This is a genomic window from Grimontia kaedaensis, from assembly GCF_023746615.1.
GTDB lineage: Bacteria > Pseudomonadota > Gammaproteobacteria > Enterobacterales > Vibrionaceae > Enterovibrio > Enterovibrio kaedaensis.
The window spans coordinates 2,387,474-2,404,824 of sequence record NZ_CP082275.1; the positions used below are offsets into that span (position 1 = coordinate 2,387,474).

Consider the following 17,351-nt stretch of genomic DNA (forward strand, 5'->3'; position numbering starts at 1 on the left):
CAGGCGAAAGCACAAAACGAAGTAGCAACGGCATAGTCAGATGAAAAACGCTCCCTGCGGGGGAGCGTTTTTATTTGCAGAATATATAGGCAAGACAAGCGCAGAATTTGATAAACTTCTGCCAGTTGCAAAAGACCTGAAGAAGAACAATGACAACACAATTTTTCCCTCTGAAAAACGTTATCCAGGACTATGCTTGGGGCAGTTACACTTCGCTGACTGAACTCTTTGATATGCCGAACCCAGAGAAAAAACCACAAGCGGAAATCTGGATGGGTGCTCACCCAAATGGCTGTTCAAAAATCGCTGTCGAGAACAAAGAAATCCTGCTGTCAGATTTCATTGGCTCAGACATGGAAAACATTCTGGGCGCATCCACTACCCAACAATTTGGTGAACTGCCTTACCTTTTCAAAGTGCTGTGTGCTGAAAAAGCGCTGTCGGTGCAAGTTCACCCAAGCAAAGCTCAGGCTGAAGCCGGTTTTGCAAAAGAAGAAGCAGCAGAAATTCCCCTGTCAGCAAGCTTTAGAAACTACAAAGATCCTAACCACAAGCCGGAATTGGTTTTCGCGCTGACTGATTACATGGCGATGAACGGCTTCCGGGATTACAGCGATATTCTGGGCTTCTTCCATCAGCTCAACATTGAAGAGTTGGCTTCACTGGTAAGTGCTTTGCAAGACAACCAGAACGAACAAGGCCTGAGTGACTTCTTCGGCGCCCTGCTTTCTCTGGAAGGCGAAACCAAAGACACAGCAGTATCTAAACTACTGGCCTATGCAGACGCGAACCAAACTGATGAATTGTTTGGATTGCTGTTGACGCTGTCTGAGCAGTACCCAGGCGATATTGGCCTGTTCTCACCACTGATCCTGAATACGCTGACTCTTCAGCGGGGTGAAGCGATGTTCCTTGATGCCTGCACGCCGCATGCTTATATCAAAGGTACAGGTCTGGAAATCATGGCGAACTCAGACAACGTGCTTCGCGCAGGTTTGACACCAAAACATATGGATGTACCGGAACTGATTTCCTGCACACGATGCTTGCCAATGCCAGAAGAAACCATCCTGCTAGCACCAAGCATTCAAAGCAATGCGCAGCACTACCCGATTCCTGTGCCGGATTTTAAATTTAGTGTTTATCGAAACACCAAAAATGAAGTCCTGAGCACACAGAGCGCTGAAATCCTCTTTGCTATTGATGCGCCTGTTACTGTTTCACACAGCAATGGAGAAACGGTCACCTTGAAAAAAGGCGAATCCGTTTTCATTCCAGCGTATGTCGGCGATTACCAGACCAGCTGCGAAGGTCTTTTTGCCCGCGCCTATAACTAGGGGCTGTTGACCCTAATCACACCTAAGAAAATCCCCTAAGTAAGATCGCCCGGCATTTGCTGGGCTTCTTTTTGTTTGTACCTAACTCAAGTTTTTGCATATGCATCAACGAGATTCATTACAATCAATTTAACAACGTTTTTCCACCATCTGAGAAAGTGTTGCTAAAGCCAAATGCGCTAAGATATTTGTTCAATTTGCTATGTTTAACATCAGGAAATGTCCCTACCATGCCTAGCTTCCTGAACACCTAGTGTCTCAGGAGTTAGTGTGCTCGAGGGAGTTATCTTGCATTTAAAGAAAGCGCTTTCAAATGCCAGCAAGATAGTGAGCACGCAGTTTAAATAGAACTGACTACCCTCGGAGGGGCTCTATGCTCAAAGGAAAAATCATAGTGTCAGGAGTGACATCGCTAGCCATTCTGACGGGATGCTTTCTCGAATCGAAAGTCCCGTACTTCCCAGACTGGCCGCAGATTAACAGCGCAATCAAAAAAGATCCGGAGATAGAAAGCCGGGTTGCAGAGATACTCGCGCAAATGACGCTGGAAGAGAAAGTTGGACAGATGATCCAACCTGACCTTCGAAGCGTGACACCAGAAGAGGCGAAAGAATATAAGCTGGGCTCTTTGCTCAATGGTGGCGGTGGTTGGCCTGATGGCAACAAATACGCCACCGCTCAAGATTGGGCTGAGGAAGCTGATAAATACTATCTTGCCATTGAAGAAGCCTATGCAGACCGTGGTTTCCGTATTCCTTTCATGTGGGCAACTGATGCCGTGCATGGCCACAACAACGTTTTTAAAGCCACAGTCTTCCCACACAATATCGGCCTTGGTGCCGCCAACAATCCCAAGCTCATCAAACAAATCGGTAAAGCGACTGCACGAGAAGTCGCAGCGACTGGCCTTGACTGGACATTTGCCCCCACCGTCGCTACACCGCGCGACTATCGCTGGGGACGCGTTTATGAAGGCTATTCAGAAGATCCTGAAATTGTTTATCAATACGCTGGCAAAATGGTTGAAGGCTTGCAAGGTGGCACAAGGGGCCTGAAAAGCGAACGCCATGTTATTTCCAACGTGAAACACTGGCTCGGTGATGGCGGTACCACTGATGGTGTCGACCGCGGAATGAATGAATATAGTGAAGAATACCTTCGTAATATTCACGCAACCGGCTACTTCTCAGGCCTGGATGCTGGCGCGCAAGTGGTCATGACATCGTTCAACTCTTGGCATAACGAAGCCAACTACGATGTGATGGGCACCGACAATTACAATAAGAAGCTCCACGGCAGTAAGTACATCGTCAACGATGTACTGAAAGACAAAATGGGCTTTGATGGGCTGGTTGTCACAGACTGGAACGGTCACAGCGAAATCAATGGTTGTACCGCAGGCAACTGTCCGCAGGCGGTGCTCGCCGGTAATGACATCTTCATGGTCACTGCCCGTAAAGACTGGCAGGCATTTTATCGCAATGTCATTGACCAGGTGAATGATGGCACCATTCCAATGAGCCGTATTGACGATGCGGTCACCCGTATTCTCCGTGTAAAAATGCGTGCAGCACTTTGGGAAAAACCGCAGCCTACCGAGCGTCGACTGGCGGGCAATCAGGATGTCCTGGGGTCAGATGCACATCGCGAACTGGCACGTAAAGCGGTTGCTCAATCGTTGGTACTCCTCAAGAACAAAGACAAAGCCTTACCCTTGTCGTCGCAAAAGCAATATCTCGTGGTGGGCAGTGCTGCCCATGACATTCAAAAGCAGACTGGCGGCTGGTCGTTGACCTGGCAAGGTACCGAGAACACTCTGGAACGTGACTTCCCAGGTGCAACAACCATGCTGATGGCAATGCAGGCGCAAGTCGGCGAAGAGAATGTTTTTACGGATATCTCTTCCGCACCTCAGGATGCCACTGCCGTCGTGGTGATTGGTGAAGACCCTTACGCCGAGATGTTTGGCGACATCAACAAAACTAAGACGCTGGAATACGCAACGCTCAAATCCTCTTACGGCGCTGATCTTCGTCTGATTAAATCGCTCAAAGAGCAAGGCTTTAAAGTCGTCACCGTATTCTTCTCTGGCCGCCCACTTTATGTAAATGAAGAGATCAACCACTCTGACGCCTTTGTAGCAGCATGGCTACCAGGCACGGAAGCGGGTGGTATCACTGACGTGCTGTTTGGTGTTGATGACAAAGACTTCCGCGGTCGTCTTTCTTTCTCCTGGCCAAAAACCAAGTGTTCTACCACCATCAACCGCAAAGCGCCGAATCTGATGGACTATCAAACACCGGAGATGGAGCAAGATATCGAAGGTGACCATGCACCGCTGTTCGCTTACGGCTATGGCCTTTCTTACAACAAGAGGAAAAGCAGCAAGCTGAAAACCGATCTGGATAATCTTCCACTCGATCCACGTGAATACGGTTGTGGCCTGGATGCACCAGATGACGGTATTGCGACCACCAATCTAGAAATCTTTGGTCGTTCAGCCGATGACGAATTTATACCTCGCATTGCAGGATCATCGAATGGTTGGGTCGGCGTGACCGTGTCCAACGGTACACCAACAACCATTGGCTCTATTACCACTACACCAATCGATCACCTCCACCAGCAAGACGCAGTCAATGTGAAATTCACTGGCGAAGCGCCAGCGCAGATCTACATGCAAACTGCGGATGAGCAGGTCACCGACAAGCAAAGTTACCTGAATGCGGATGCTACCCTGCAGTTTGATATCGACATGAAATCAACCGCGCCGCAAAGCATGATTCTGGCAACGCATTGTGAGTGGCCTTGTCTGGGTCAGGTCCCTATCCACAAAGTGCTTCCAGCGCCAAGTGGCCAAGATGAAACCAAGTGGACGACCATCAAGATCCCACTGCAGTGTTTTGCTGACGAGGGCATGGCATTCCAGATTCTTAACACGCCGTTCCTGATTTATGCCGATGAGGAAGTCGAGTTCAATCTGGGTGAGGTTCGCTATGTGCCACGCAGTCTCGATGCTGCAGAAGACGCTATTACCTGTGAAGAGTTGAAAGTGCCGGTTGAGCCGCCACTCGAAGGCGATATCGTTGATATCTGGGAAACGTGGGAACCAAACATCAACACTTGGCAAGCGCGTACAGACACTTGGGAAGGTTTGACAGACCATGTTGTCGTGACTGGCAACGATCCTTCAGATAATACTCATGAGTTCACCGTGACTTACGATGCGGCGAGCCCTGAGTATTACAAAGGCTTGGTGCTGGTGCAGGGTAAAACCTTAAACCTGTCTAATTTCACTTCAGGCAACCTGACGTTCGATATTTACATCGAAACCTATGGTGAACCTGCAAACCCTGGTGAAACCCAAACCGAAGAAGTCGTCGTCAAGATGGAATCGACGGCTGGCTCTGGCAATGACTATCCATTGGGCAGCCTTGCCACTGGACAATGGCACACCATTTCAGTACCCGTTGCGGAGCTGAACACGGGCGCTTTGGATATCACCAAAGTGAATACGCCGTTTGCCACCTTGTCTGACTGGAATGCCTCGCAAGCTGGTGTGGTCTATCGAGTGCGCGATATTAAGCTCGAGCAGTAACTGACACTTACCCCAAAAAGCAAAGCCCGCATCTGCGGGCTTTTTCATCCAATTTCAAAAACAAGGTCAAACGTCAGGATCGTTGGAAATAAGAATATTTAATAGTCACTTTTAATTTGATAATGGATAGCAGAATACCATTATTGAATAAGAGCATTAGTTTAGAATGAAAATAATTTCTCATATCCAAAGCATTCATTTCAATATATCAAAAACTCGTTAAATAAATATTGCACCACCTTGCCATAATTCTTTTTCATCCTATTAATCATTATAGCTAATCACCTCATTATATAGTGATGAATTTAGCTTCTATGATGGAAACTCATAAGCAAGATAGGAGTGCAGTATGTCTTGGTATATTTATGCTTTAAGAAACTTTTCTGACTTTTCAGGGAGAGCGCGAAGAAAAGAGTATTGGATGTTCCTTCTAATCAACATCATCATTTTTATCTTAATCTCTATTATACAGAAGGCGGTTCACATCCCACATGTTGATATACATATGATTTATTCACTGTTTATTGCGATACCTGCGTTTGCAGTTTCAGTTAGAAGACTTCACGACATAGGAAAGAGTGGATGGTGGGCATTGCTTGCGTTGATACCAATCGTTGGCTCGCTCGTGTTGCTATATTTTCATACCAAAGACAGCGAGGAGGGCGACAACCTGTATGGGTCGAACCCCAAACTAAACAGCATGTTATCAAATTGATAAAGTTTAAGGACTTGCCGATCCAGCGAGTCCTTTAAACAATACTATTTACAAAAAACTCTGGCATCACGAGGGGTGTAAATACCAAAAGTGACAAAACCCAAAACACCATCTAGGAAGGTTTGCTGAACTTCCACTTTAGCGACATTTTCTGCACCACCGCATACGGAAGCTGCATCAACTGTTTTCTTTTGGCCAATACCTGATACAAAAAAGCTCTGCATCTGTTCATCTTCCAAAGTACCATCATTCCCATTGACAACAAACGTTTGTTGAGCGCAACCTGACATGACAAGTACTAATGACAATACTAAAAGTTCTTTTTTCATCATAACTCTCCTCACGTTAAAGTGTGTGAGTGACTAAAAAAATCAGCCACTACCTTAACGAATATGAATGATCACAGAGTAAATGTTTGTATAAAAAACAAGAAATAACCATCAACCAAATAACTTTAGCAAGCACTAAATAAGAGAAGCTTTGCGTAAATATTGTATATTCTAATTACATCTTAGGTTAGTAATAGGTATCTATTGATATTTTTTCATTAATAAGTAAAAAATAATATTATTTGATTAATATCCAACCGAGAAAATATTAACTAATTAGCAGTGACAATGTTAGGTTCATCCAAAGATTAATAATATGTACCAATAAGAAATGAAAAAATAAAACTGACTTCATATCAATACATACAGGTATAAATCAACCAGCACAATTTAACCAAAAAAGAACTAAACCCTAACATAAACTTAATGGTTTTCGTTCTCAAGACGTGTCAATTTTGTCTGACTTTATTAACAATGCATTGTGTTCGGACAGTTACGCACTCACTATCAATGACGTACAGCTTGCTGTGCACTCTGTTTGGATAACTTTTCAAATAGAGTACGCAACAGGTCACCTATCCCTTTACCATGCAGGTGACTTGTTGCACCCATCCAAACAAAAAATGCCCACCGATTTGGTGGGCACCGGTGTGGTAGAGAACTTCATACTTTAGGTAGATGTCAGTACCGTATTTGGCTGATAGATTTTCCGCATGGAATATTGGGCTTGGACGACCCACAAAATGCTTATAAAGCCGAGCCAGTTCGGTTTTAAAGGCAGGATCCTTGCGACATTCTTCATAGGCAGCCGCAATTTCAATCATGATGGATTCCAACTCAGGCGGGATAAAGCTGCCGCCATACTCCCCAAAATATCCCTGCGCATCTGGGCATGGGTTACTCCTGATCTCTGTCCTTGGATGATCCCTCTATGCCTTCTTGGAAGTTGGCGTAAAGGCCGATGAATAGTCCACACAAAATATATTGATTAAAGAAGAAGCAATACGGTAAATCGACAGTTTTGTGACAGCCAATGGCGGTGTGCATCACATTTTACAGCTGTTTGTGGTACCTTGAACCAGAAACGCATGAATTTACCAATAAAAACATTGCGTTAGTAAGACTGCTGTATCACCTCGCACTTTACATGTGCCTACTCCCCACAAATGACTGTAAAGCTAGACATATTCAAGCCTATCGACAGGTGACAACCCAGCCATGAGAATCTCATATTACCTTTCTATTCAGCAAGATAGTTCTTATCCTCGATACAGATAAATGCCTTCTTAATCAGTCATATTGGTATGGCCTTTCATGCATTTGGGCACAAACAACGTCAATAATGTAGATAGAGGGATATAGATAATGACAGCCATATATGGATCTACCTGTGCTGACACCATCATCAGCAATTGCAACGTGGACTGGATTTACGGCAAAGGCGGCAATGACTACATCGTTGCTTATGGGAATGAATGTCTTATCGACGGTGGCGACGGTCATGACAAAATCATTGGCAGCAACAGTAGCGATCACATCAAAGGTGGTAATGGTAACGACTGGATTGAAGGCGGTTGCGGTGACGACAAACTTGATGGCGGCAATGGTTGCGACACCATTCAGGGTGGCAATGGACACGACCTGATTTACGGAGGTTGTGATGATGACGCGCTTTATGGCGGAAATGGTAATGACACCTTAAAGGGCGAATGGGGTAACGATTTCCTTCAAGGCGGTTGTGGTGACGATAAACTTTGGGGAGGCGATGGACACGATACTCTCTTCGGTGGCGACGGTCATGACTATCTTGATGGTGGTTGCGGCAATGATGTCATGAAAGGCGGCAACGGTAATGACAAGTTGGTCGGTTACTATGGCGATGATCAGTTATTCGGTGGCGCAGGATGCGACGAACTGTTCGGCGGTTGTGATAACGACTATCTGCACGGTGGCGACTACAACGACTACCTGAATGGCGGCTGGGGACACGATAAACTGGTTGGTGGAAACGGTGACGATAAACTTGACGGCGACTGTGGTAATGACACCCTTGACGGTGGCTGCGGTAACGACAAACTCGATGGTGGTTGGGGTAATGATCTGATTGCAGGTGGTCAGGGCAATGACATTTTGACCGGAAACCTCGGCAAAGATACCTTCTATTTTGATGCTCATGATGGTCACGATAAGATCACCGACTTCAACTGCTGGGACGACAAAATCCAGATCGATGACTCTCTGGCAACATCCATCCATCAGATCAACATCACCAAGTCTTGGGGTTGTATTACATTGGACTTCTGTGATGGCACTTCCGTCCAGGTAAACAACATGTGGGGTTGTTTCGACGCAAACTGCATCGACTTCGTCACGGGTTGCGAGCTTATTTAAGCCCTTCGTTTAACTCACCATTAAGGCGGCTCTGGCCGCCTTCATTGTTTTTACGTCCTCTTTTGGGGTTTCGAAAGGATGGTTTGCGGCGCATTGGTTTTTGCCTTACTGTCGGTGTCATTGCAACGTACTTTTCACGTTCAAGGATGATATGGAATTCATGGAAAACAGCCTCAGCATTCGCGCCTATACCCGACAGCGGCAAGGTCACGCCCATGACTATCATCAACTGGTATTGCCGCTTCAGGGCACGATCCAAATTGAGCTTGATAACTATTCCGGTGGGGTTGGTGTTGGCGAATGCGTGGTGATTCAAGCTGGCACTTTTCATCACTTCCACGCCAATGAAGCCGCCCGGTTTATCGTGGCGGACATGACTGATCTGCCGAAAAACATCATGGCATCTGACTTCGCGGTGTTTTCCATCAGCGCCCCCTTGTTGAGCTACCTGTATTTCGTAGAAAAACAGTTGGAGCATGAGGTGGATGATTTGCTGGAAGGCGCAGTATTTGATGTTTTCTCTCGCTTGCTCGAGCAACAGGAAAACAACGAAGTACCGGATCCACGAATCCGCACTGTCCAGTCACACATTGTCGAGCATCTTGATGCCGAGCTTTCGATAGAATCCCTGGCTGCGATTGCTTGCTTGAGCCCCACCCAATTTAAAAAGCGATTCAAAGAGATGTTAGGCATGAGCGCTTTTCAATACATCACCTTACAACGTATGGAAAAAGCCAAAGCCTTGCTGACACATACAGACTTGCCCGTACAATTAGTCGCTGAGCGGGTCGGCTATGGGGATCTTTCTGCATTCAGCCGCCGCTTTTCCGCGCACTTCGGCATGTCACCGAGAGTCTTCGCAGGCAACAGAGAATAAAGCGCCCTTTTAGCGGCAACAAACGTCCTTTCAGCAAAGTTATCTAACCTAACAAACACTATCCTTGTTTTCATTCGAACAAATCACATTGGATGATTGAGCAATGAAAGGCTTCCTCCCAAACATAGACAGCACACTTCAAGGCAGTCTGGCCATTCTATTTTCCTCGATTCTCTGGGGAACTACTGGCACAGCAGCGGCTTTCGCACCAGACATCAGCCCCTTGGGGATTGGTGCTTTTTCTATGGGAGTGAGTGGGTTATTACTTGCATTCATGGCAAGAAAGCCACTTCAAGCCGATTGGTCGCGGATTCTTCAGTCTCGCACTACTTTGTTCATTGGCGTGGTCGCACTGGCGATCTATCCCCTCGCTTTTTACTCTTCCATGCGCATGGCCGGTGTCGCCGTGGGTACTGTGGTGTCGATTGCCAGCGCCCCTTTCATGACGGTCGTGATCAACCGTCTTTTTGGCAAAGCGGACGATGTCACTTTTCGTTGGGTGATGAGCTTTTTACTTGGTACTGTCGGTATCGTCATGCTGACGTTTGCGGAATCAGGTCACGCTGCCGTTGCTTCTGACAACAGCCAGAAATTGCTCGGTGTATTGTTGGGCCTGGTAGCAGGTCTTTCCTATGCTACTTACGCTTGGGTGGCAAAGCAGTTGATCGATACTGGCGTCAAATCTGATTCAGCCATGGCAGCGATTTTTGGCTTGGGTGCATTACTGCTGCTGCCGACCTTGCTATTCACTGGCGACAACCTTTTCTCTGGTTGGAACAACGCCAGCGTCTCACTCTATATGGCGTTGATCCCTATGTTTGTTGGCTACCTCGCTTTCGGGTTTGGACTTCGTCACGTGGACGCTAGCAAAGCCACCTTGTTGACGCTATTTGAACCTGTCGTCGCAGCCTGTTTCGCGGTGTTGGTCATCGGTGAAGTCATCGCGCCTATTGGTTGGGTAGGTATGGCACTCATTATGGTTTGCTTGGTGTTGCAGGCAACGGAAAGGAAATCCACAGAATGGCCATTTCCTGAGGCAATCTAATCGAACATAAATCTATGCTCGAGAAAGCCCGATAACTTGCGCTGTACAGCCACCCATTTCATTGTCATCCAACGAAATTTGCCAGTGATGTTTGCGCGCAATTTCGTTGGCAATCACAAGCCCAAGACCATAGCCTTTTGGCACCTGACCAGAACTTTGCAGGCCAATCCCACTATCTGCCACCTGAACACTGTCTTCCGTCAGCGTAATGGTAACTTTCCCTTGAGTGGTGTATGTGAAGGCATTTTTTATCAGGTTGCCGATGAGGATGCCGACCAGCTTGCGTGACACCGTCAGCGTCGGCGCTTTTTCTTCTACAACCTCAACAGTCACTTTGTTTCCTTCCAGCAGGGTCGTGAAGTGTTCAACCAACTTTTCAATTTCAGCTTTTGTGAGTTCCCATGGCTCCACCTCATCGTGACTGTCCCGCGTCAATGAAAGCAGCGTCTCCACATATTCCTGCATGGCTTCTACAGCGTTCAACATGCGAACCCGCTGTTTGGCAACAAAATCGGGATCGTTGGAATGCTCAAGTAACGTCAGGCTACCTTGCATCACCATCAAAGGGGTTCGCAATTCATGGCTAGCAAATCGGTTGAAAGCCCGCTCACGCTCCAGCATTTCAGCGATCTGCGACTGATAAGTGTTGATGCTGTCCGTCAGTGTTACCAGTTCCACCGTTTTCCCGGTTTCAGGCAAGGACAAGGGTGACACATCCCCTTTGGTTTTATCGCGAAGCTGTTGCACCAGCGAAGACAACGGCGAAGTCAGGCGTTCAGAGATCCTGAGGACCACCAGCAAACTCAGGATGAGCAACCCAAAAGAAAGCAGCAACTGATTCGTTTGAGACTTCATCGCCTTATCTTCACTGAGCTCAAAGATAGGGTCTGAATTGACGATGTACACATCCTTCCAAATACCTTGATGCTCAATGTTGACCTTCATGATGAAAAAGTCCGTAGCTTGCGCTAAGCCACGTTTGTAGATTTCGGTTGCTACATTCAGCGGCAAATCGGGCGTAACCGTTAAACTCTCCGGAACGTTATCGAATCCAACATAAGCGGTGGTAAATGCATTGAGTGGCACGGTGTCCGAGTCGAGCATTTCAGGGGATAAGCCCTGCGCTATCTGCTCCATTCGGTATTGAGCGGTAAAATGCTCGAGATTCTCGACCGTGGTTTCAAAGACAGTGAAATGGATAGTGATGATGGCAAAGGCGACAACGGAAAAATAGGTGAAGGTTAATTGCTTGGCAGACTTTATCTTGCTCACGCTGCATCCCCTTCACTTTTTACCATTTGGTACCCCACTTTCGGCACGGTGCGGATGTAGCCAAACTCGAACGGTTTATCGATAAGGTTACGCAGCTGGTAAACATGGCTACGAAGCACATTTCCTTCCGGTTCGTCATCGCCCCAAAGCGCAGTATTGAGTTCTTCTTTAGTGACCACCTTGGGGGCACGGCTCATCAAAAGACGTAATAAGGTGAACATCGAAGGGTTAAGCACGAATTGGCATCCACGACGACTTGCGGTGAAGGAAGACAAATCCAGTGACAGTTCATCAAAGGTTAAGCGTTTGGCGGAAACGTCCCCGGAATGCCGACGATGCAGCGCATTCACGCGGGCTTCGAGAACTTTCAAGTCAAAGGGCTTCACTAAATAGTCGTCCGCCCCATGATCGAAGCCAGACACAATATCGTCGTTCTCACCCATGGCGGTAAGCATCAAGACCGGTGTATCAACGCCCGCCTCCCTCAGCTTCTTACACACCGTCATACCATCCATTTTTGGCAACATCACATCAAGGATAATGATGTCGTAATGTTGCTCACAACTCAGCGACAATCCCTGGGAGCCTGTCAACGCGTGATCCATGGTGTGCCCCAGAATCTCAAAGTAATCAAAAATCACACCCGCAATATCTGCATGATCTTCAACGAGTAAAATTTTCATTTTTCACCATCATGTCGCTGATTTACACCGTCATTCTCACATAAAAAATGTAGAAAAAAAGTCGATAACGCTTTTTTCACTGCCCACCGTTTACCTTGCTTTCAACATAGCAAGGAGTGACGACGATGACAGTAATTCACTACATTTCAACGGCTTCAGACAAACGGACAGCACCGCTCATTTCAGTCGTGATCCCGTTTTACAACGAAAAATCGGTGATTCAGACATGCCATGACCGCGTAGTTGCCGCCCTCGATAATCTAGGCGCTCACTGCGAAATCATTTATATCGATGACGGAAGCAATGATGACAGCGCGCAAATGGTGTCGGAACTGTCATCTGAATTGCACGACATCAGCTTAATACGTCTTAGCCGCAATTTTGGTAAAGAAGCCGCCATGTCCGCCGGCATCAAAGCCACACGGGGTGAAGCTGTTGTACTGCTGGATGCTGATTTACAAGATCCACCAGAGCTCATTCCAGAGATGGTCGAGCAATGGCGACAAGGTTATGACGTTGTCGATATGCAGCGTCGTGAGAGGTTGGGAGAAAGCGCATTTAAGCGTTACACCGCGGCCATCTTCTATAAGGTGCTGAACCGCCTTTGTGATGTACCAATCCCCGAAAACGTGGGTGATTTCAGACTACTGGATCGCCGTGTCGTCGACACCATCAACGATCTGCCAGAGCGTACCCGCTATATGAAAGGACTTTTTGCCTGGCCAGGTTTCCGTCGCACTATGTTGCAATTTGACCGCGACCCGCGTCTTGCAGGCCAAACCAAATGGAATACCTCCAAGCTGGTTAATCTCGCCGTGGAAGGCATTACCTCTTTCAGCACCAAACCTCTGCGCCTTGCGACTTTTGCAGGTGTTGCCACTGCCTTAGGTGCAGCGGCCATGGCCGCAGTGATTTTCATGAAAACCATGATCTGGGGTGACCCTGTTGCAGGGTATCCAAGCATGATTTTGGTCGTGCTCATTCTTGGCAGTGTTCAACTGCTCTCCATTGGCCTAATGGGTGAATACATAGGACGCCTGTTTATCGAATCCAAACAACGCCCGCTGTATTTGGTTGATACCCATTTCACCGCACCCGCAACACATTCCTCAAAAGCTGTTACTGAGAAAACACAATGAAAACCCTCTTCAACAAACTTTCTTCTTTGAGCCTTTGGCAATTAGCAATCGCCATGATCGCTGTTTCTTTGATTGTTCGTTTCGCTTCCCTTGCTATGTACCCTCTGATGGACACTACAGAAGCAAGATATGGTGAAATGGCGCGCATCATGTTCGAGACCCAAAACTGGGTGACTCCGATGTTCGACTATGAGGTGCCTTTTTGGGGTAAGCCGCCACTATTCACATGGCTTAGTGCAGGTGGCATTGCCCTTTTTGGCAACAACGAATTTGCAGTGAGACTCCCTCATCTCTTAGTCGGTATGGGGATTATTGGGTTGGTTTACCTTTTCGCCGTTAACGCGGGAAAATCCCGTTCTGAAGCTGCTCTGGCGGCCGCTGTTTTGGCGAGCTGTGCAATATTCATCGTCATTTCTGGCGCTGTCATGACAGACACAGCCTTAACGTTAGGTATTACCATCAGCATGGGCAGTTATTGGCTAGCGCTGGAACGTCAATCCAAAACTGCCGGTTACCTGTTCTTCGTTGGTTTGGCCATGGGCTTACTGGCAAAAGGTCCACTGACGCTGGTTTTGGTTGGTATCAGTCTGGGGCTTTGGATAAGTATTGGCGGTCGGTGGCTGCAACCATTCAGAGTACTACCTTGGAAAAGCGGACTCCCGCTGATGTTAGCCATTGCGCTGCCTTGGTACCTGATTGCCGAATGGCAAACGCCGGGCTTCTTGAATTACTTTCTGATTGGCGAGCATTTTATGCGGTTTGTGGTTTCCGGTTGGGAGGGCGACCTCTATGGCACTGCCCACAACGAAGCTCGTGGCACTATCTGGCTGTTCGCCATTCTTGCAGCGCTTCCGTGGACCCCCGTTTTCTTCTACCAGCTTTTCCGTCGCTTCCGCGCTGGCTCAGAGAGTATCTCTAACAACTATATCCAGTTTCTGTGGTGCTGGATGCTCGCCCCATTGCTACTATTCACTTTTGCGGGGAACATACTTTCAAGCTATGTCATGCCAGGCATTCCTGCCTTTGCACTCCTTATCGCTGCCTATCAGAGCGAAAAGCCGCTGACGTCAAAGGTCTATCTAACGGGCTTTATCACACCAGCACTTATCTTGGGAGCAGCCACTACGTTATCACTCGGCATCACTGGAAAAACTGGCGAGAATTCGCTGATGTCTCTTTGGCATAAGCAGCCTGAAGCGCATTTTTCAGACCTGTATTACGTCGGCCACAGACCTTTTTCTGCTCAGTATTATTCAGATGGAAAAGCGCGCAAAGCGCTGGGGGAACTCGACGCTACCATTGAAGGGTTAAACCAACCCGCGTTTATTGTTCACTCCACCAAAGAAGTGAATGTCTTCGATAACTGCGAAAAGCGCGGAAACAGTGAAAAGCGGGTATTGATTTACTGCACGCCGGATAATGGTTAAGGAAAAGGCGACATTAAGTCGCCTTAGTTTACTTATATTGGTGACTAGCTGCCGCTTTTTGTGTTCCTACGGATAAGGTTCCGAAGCGGTTGCGCACCACGGTAAATCAGCAGAGACGCCAAAATCAGCGAACAGCCCGCAATTTTGTGGGCTGGCATGGCTTCGTGATACCAAACTACACTCAGGATCACGGTCCAAACGGGTTCCAGAATCATAATGATTGCAGCGTTTGCTGCACTCGCACCTTTCTGCCCCAAGGTTTGCATCAGATAACGTAAGCTAGTCGCGACAAGCACACTCAGTCCAAACCATACCCAGATATTTGAAGGCACATGTTCTGGCCAAGTTTCCGTGAGCAGAGAGGCAATTGTTGCCACCACACCTGTCACAAATAACTGCACGCAGGTCAGTACTAACGCAGGAATACGCTGGGCGTAACGGCTGTTGGCATTGAAATGAATCGCCAGACAGAGTGCTGCCAGCAGGAACCAGATTTGGCTCGCAGATAACTGCCAACCCACACCACCGAGTGACAGCAGAGCCAGTCCACATACTGCTATTGGCATCGACACCCAGAAGATGCGCTGCGGTGCCTGCTTAAACAGCAACCAAGCAATCGGTGGTACAAACAGCATGGAAAGGCTCATGATGAATGCACCCTCACCAATCGAAGTACTGACGGACATGGCATAAATCCATGAAAGCAGTGCGCAGGAAAGAATGCTTCCAACCCCACCCGCACGAACAAGATCAGCCTTTTCCGAACGTCTGAATGCCTTTAGACAGAAAGGAAGTAAAAATAGGGATGCAGCAAGAAAGCGAAGGCCAACAAAACCAAATGGTGGCAATCCTTGAATCGCCTCTTTAGAGAAAATCCAGCCCCAAGCTGCCAGTATAGTGGCAAACAACAAAATCAAAGAAGCGCGTCTTTCAGACAACATTTCACACCAAAAATGAAAAGAACAAAGCGGGGAGCATTATCCCACTCCGTTTCAGCGCTGAACATTGAAATTGCGAAAAATAACAAAAAAAGCGGTGCCGAAGCACCGCAAGAGTCAGAAGGAGCTCGCCAGCTCCGTATATGAGCGACACTCCGCCCTCCTGGGGGAATTAGGAGGAACCGAGCACCGTAGTCATATCCGTTTTTATGTTGTCAGATTGAGTACCAAAGATAGCCTGCAAATTGTCACCAACCACCACTACATCGACAGCACCCAGCGCTTTAATTGAATCTATATTGGCTTGCTTGATGTCCTTCAGGTTCACACGTAGTCGAGTGATACAGGCAAATACCTTGGTTTCCTCGGATTTCCAGTCCCGTTTTAACCAGAAGAAAGGCTCAATTCCCATTCTCAAAGATGTCGACATGACGCCATTTGATCTCTGTGCAAAAACATCCAAACAGGCGTTTATTCATGCCGAAGCAAATAACACCTTACTCCCTAGCGTGCCCGATTCCATGGCCGTCGCCCCCCAACTTCAGGAAGCCATGCTTGAACTGATTAACCACTACTTCAATGACGATAACTTTACCGAAGAAGAAGCCATCAACCAGTTAATAAAAATTGCTGCCGGTGTGCACTTCAATCGCTAGCGTTAATCGCTAACCATAAGAAATTTCAATAAAGCTCTACAGCCCTTACTGTGTTTGTTATAAATAGAATATACCTCATGCAGTAAGGACGAAGAATGAGTGCAGGACAAAGGGAAATGACATTACGTTTTCTGGCAGAGCCCGGAGACGTTAACTTTGGCGGTAAGGTACACGGTGGTGCCGTGATGAAGTGGATTGACCTTGCAGCCTACGCCAACGCAGCAGCATGGAGTGGCAAATATTGCATTACTGCATACGCTGGCGGTATTCGCTTCGTGCAACCGATTCACGTTGGCAACCTCGTCGAGGTCAGTGCCAAAGTCATCTATACGGGCACATCTTCTATGCACATTGCGATTGATGTGCAGGCCAGCGACCCAAAAGAAATGAAAAATCGTCTGACTACCCACTGTATCGTTATAATGGTGGCCGTGGACGAAAATGGTAAGCCCACACCTATTCCGAAATGGGTACCGGAATCTGACGAAGACAAAGAGCTTGAGCAATCTGCCGTTCGCCTGATGAATATGCGTAAACAAATCGGCGAAGAGATGGAAGCGCATGTAAAGCTTCTTAAGTAGCGAAGACTGCTGTCCTAGCTTGTTCAACTATATAGTTGAAGTTAAGAGCATTGAATTATTCTGAAATAAGAGGCATCTCAGCCTCTTATTTTATATATATCAAGTAACTAAACACCAAGCCGAAAAAATATTCAAAAGAATCACATATCCATTCAGACGCATCATACCAACAATTAATTCGAATGACTCGAGCGAAATACCCAGAAAAATAGTAAAAATTCCCATTTCTCTTCTCTTTCAACAGTATTTCATCCAAATTCCATACTTTCTTACTTTTTCCTGTATCACTTTTTCAGAATTTTCTTAGCGAGACTGTTGAAAATACAAACGATAAAAAGATTCAAGCATATGATTTTCATGCAA

General features: G+C 47.1%; 15 protein-coding genes and 1 pseudogene. 10 read left to right on the forward strand and 6 right to left on the reverse strand.

Features of this window, described 5'->3' with window-relative positions:
- The first annotated feature begins 149 nt into the window (after positions 1 to 149).
- The 3 genes from manA (at position 150) to K6Q96_RS10835 (ending at position 5,650) form a co-directional block, all read left to right on the forward strand.
- Positions 150 to 1,337, forward strand: a complete 1,188-nt coding sequence (manA, locus tag K6Q96_RS10825; RefSeq protein WP_251875681.1) for a mannose-6-phosphate isomerase, class I — start codon at positions 150 to 152, stop codon at positions 1,335 to 1,337.
- Positions 1,338 to 1,710: 373 nt separating this feature from the next.
- Complete coding sequence (locus tag K6Q96_RS10830) at positions 1,711 to 4,935, forward strand: glycoside hydrolase family 3 protein (RefSeq protein ID WP_251875683.1); 3,225 nt, start codon at positions 1,711 to 1,713, stop codon at positions 4,933 to 4,935.
- Positions 4,936 to 5,284: 349 nt separating this feature from the next.
- Positions 5,285 to 5,650, forward strand: a complete 366-nt coding sequence (locus K6Q96_RS10835; protein ID WP_256481720.1) for a DUF805 domain-containing protein — start codon at positions 5,285 to 5,287, stop codon at positions 5,648 to 5,650.
- 44 nt (positions 5,651 to 5,694) lie between these two features.
- Here the strand turns inward: K6Q96_RS10835 and K6Q96_RS10840 are convergent, their stop codons facing one another.
- Together K6Q96_RS10840 and K6Q96_RS10845 are read right to left on the reverse strand one after the other, a co-directional pair.
- A complete protein-coding gene (locus K6Q96_RS10840) occupies positions 5,695 to 5,979 on the reverse strand; it encodes a Bor family protein (RefSeq protein WP_251879632.1) in 285 nt (94 codons plus the stop codon).
- A 632-nt stretch (positions 5,980 to 6,611) separates the two neighbouring features.
- Positions 6,612 to 6,887 (reverse strand): annotated as a pseudogene (locus K6Q96_RS10845) (tryptophan synthase subunit beta); the annotation flags it as partial.
- A gap of 457 nt (positions 6,888 to 7,344) precedes the next feature.
- On the opposite strand from K6Q96_RS10845, the gene K6Q96_RS10850 reads away from it, so the two are divergent.
- The 3 genes from K6Q96_RS10850 (at position 7,345) to K6Q96_RS10860 (ending at position 10,292) form a co-directional block, all read left to right on the forward strand.
- Entirely contained in the window at positions 7,345 to 8,370 is a 1,026-nt protein-coding gene (locus K6Q96_RS10850; protein ID WP_251875685.1) for a calcium-binding protein, read from the forward strand.
- Positions 8,371 to 8,530: 160 nt separating this feature from the next.
- Positions 8,531 to 9,247 (forward strand): AraC family transcriptional regulator, encoded by a 717-nt coding sequence (locus K6Q96_RS10855; protein WP_251879633.1) that lies wholly within the window; start codon positions 8,531 to 8,533, stop codon positions 9,245 to 9,247.
- Positions 9,248 to 9,350: 103 nt separating this feature from the next.
- Positions 9,351 to 10,292 carry a DMT family transporter gene (locus K6Q96_RS10860; RefSeq protein ID WP_251875687.1) on the forward strand — a complete coding sequence of 314 codons (942 nt, stop codon included), beginning with the start codon at positions 9,351 to 9,353 and terminating at the stop codon, positions 10,290 to 10,292.
- Positions 10,293 to 10,304: 12 nt separating this feature from the next.
- Here the strand turns inward: K6Q96_RS10860 and K6Q96_RS10865 are convergent, their stop codons facing one another.
- Positions 10,305 to 11,564: a sensor histidine kinase gene (locus K6Q96_RS10865; RefSeq protein ID WP_251875689.1), complete on the reverse strand. Its 1,260-nt coding sequence runs from the start codon at positions 11,562 to 11,564 to the stop codon at positions 10,305 to 10,307.
- A complete protein-coding gene (locus K6Q96_RS10870; protein ID WP_251875691.1) occupies positions 11,561 to 12,247 on the reverse strand; it encodes a response regulator transcription factor in 687 nt (228 codons plus the stop codon). The genes K6Q96_RS10865 and K6Q96_RS10870 overlap by 4 nt, the downstream gene beginning before the upstream one ends.
- Positions 12,248 to 12,372: 125 nt before the next feature.
- On the opposite strand from K6Q96_RS10870, the gene K6Q96_RS10875 reads away from it, so the two are divergent.
- Positions 12,373 to 13,386, forward strand: coding sequence for a glycosyltransferase family 2 protein (locus K6Q96_RS10875; protein WP_251875693.1), 1,014 nt, complete (start codon positions 12,373 to 12,375; stop codon positions 13,384 to 13,386).
- A complete protein-coding gene (locus K6Q96_RS10880) occupies positions 13,383 to 14,813 on the forward strand; it encodes an ArnT family glycosyltransferase (protein WP_251875695.1) in 1,431 nt (476 codons plus the stop codon). Before K6Q96_RS10875 ends, K6Q96_RS10880 begins: the two co-directional genes overlap by 4 nt.
- A 44-nt stretch (positions 14,814 to 14,857) precedes the next feature.
- Here K6Q96_RS10880 and K6Q96_RS10885 read toward each other — a convergent pair whose 3' ends face one another.
- Both K6Q96_RS10885 and K6Q96_RS10890 read right to left on the reverse strand, forming a co-directional pair.
- Positions 14,858 to 15,754 carry a DMT family transporter gene (locus K6Q96_RS10885; protein WP_251875697.1) on the reverse strand — a complete coding sequence of 299 codons (897 nt, stop codon included), beginning with the start codon at positions 15,752 to 15,754 and terminating at the stop codon, positions 14,858 to 14,860.
- A gap of 169 nt (positions 15,755 to 15,923) precedes the next feature.
- The gene (locus K6Q96_RS10890) at positions 15,924 to 16,181 is read right to left on the reverse strand and encodes a hypothetical protein (protein WP_434802145.1); all 258 of its coding nucleotides are present in this window, start codon (positions 16,179 to 16,181) and stop codon (positions 15,924 to 15,926) included.
- On the opposite strand from K6Q96_RS10890, the gene K6Q96_RS10895 reads away from it, so the two are divergent.
- Both K6Q96_RS10895 and K6Q96_RS10900 read left to right on the forward strand, forming a co-directional pair.
- A complete protein-coding gene (locus K6Q96_RS10895; RefSeq protein WP_251875699.1) occupies positions 16,180 to 16,407 on the forward strand; it encodes a hypothetical protein in 228 nt (75 codons plus the stop codon). The two genes, K6Q96_RS10890 and K6Q96_RS10895, sit on opposite strands and share 2 nt — an antisense overlap.
- Before the next feature lie 95 nt (positions 16,408 to 16,502).
- On the forward strand, positions 16,503 to 16,988 hold the full coding sequence (locus K6Q96_RS10900; protein WP_251875701.1) for an acyl-CoA thioesterase: 486 nt from the start codon (positions 16,503 to 16,505) through the stop codon (positions 16,986 to 16,988).
- Positions 16,989 to 17,351 lie beyond the last annotated feature (363 nt).

Coding starts and splice junctions, on each gene's coding strand:
- K6Q96_RS10860 (WP_251875687.1), top strand. CDS start 9,351: ATGAAAGGCTTCCTCCCAAACATAGACAGCACACTTCAAGGCAGTCTG.
- K6Q96_RS10850 (WP_251875685.1), top strand. CDS start 7,345: ATGACAGCCATATATGGATCTACCTGTGCTGACACCATCATCAGCAAT.
- K6Q96_RS10875 (WP_251875693.1), top strand. CDS start 12,373: ATGACAGTAATTCACTACATTTCAACGGCTTCAGACAAACGGACAGCA.
- K6Q96_RS10890 (WP_434802145.1), bottom strand. CDS start 16,181: ATGTCGACATCTTTGAGAATGGGAATTGAGCCTTTCTTCTGGTTAAAA.
- K6Q96_RS10880 (WP_251875695.1), top strand. CDS start 13,383: ATGAAAACCCTCTTCAACAAACTTTCTTCTTTGAGCCTTTGGCAATTA.
- K6Q96_RS10885 (WP_251875697.1), bottom strand. CDS start 15,754: ATGTTGTCTGAAAGACGCGCTTCTTTGATTTTGTTGTTTGCCACTATA.
- K6Q96_RS10895 (WP_251875699.1), top strand. CDS start 16,180: ATGACGCCATTTGATCTCTGTGCAAAAACATCCAAACAGGCGTTTATT.
- K6Q96_RS10855 (WP_251879633.1), top strand. CDS start 8,531: ATGGAAAACAGCCTCAGCATTCGCGCCTATACCCGACAGCGGCAAGGT.
- manA (WP_251875681.1), top strand. CDS start 150: ATGACAACACAATTTTTCCCTCTGAAAAACGTTATCCAGGACTATGCT.
- K6Q96_RS10830 (WP_251875683.1), top strand. CDS start 1,711: ATGCTCAAAGGAAAAATCATAGTGTCAGGAGTGACATCGCTAGCCATT.
- K6Q96_RS10870 (WP_251875691.1), bottom strand. CDS start 12,247: ATGAAAATTTTACTCGTTGAAGATCATGCAGATATTGCGGGTGTGATT.
- K6Q96_RS10835 (WP_256481720.1), top strand. CDS start 5,285: ATGTCTTGGTATATTTATGCTTTAAGAAACTTTTCTGACTTTTCAGGG.
- K6Q96_RS10840 (WP_251879632.1), bottom strand. CDS start 5,979: ATGAAAAAAGAACTTTTAGTATTGTCATTAGTACTTGTCATGTCAGGT.
- K6Q96_RS10900 (WP_251875701.1), top strand. CDS start 16,503: ATGAGTGCAGGACAAAGGGAAATGACATTACGTTTTCTGGCAGAGCCC.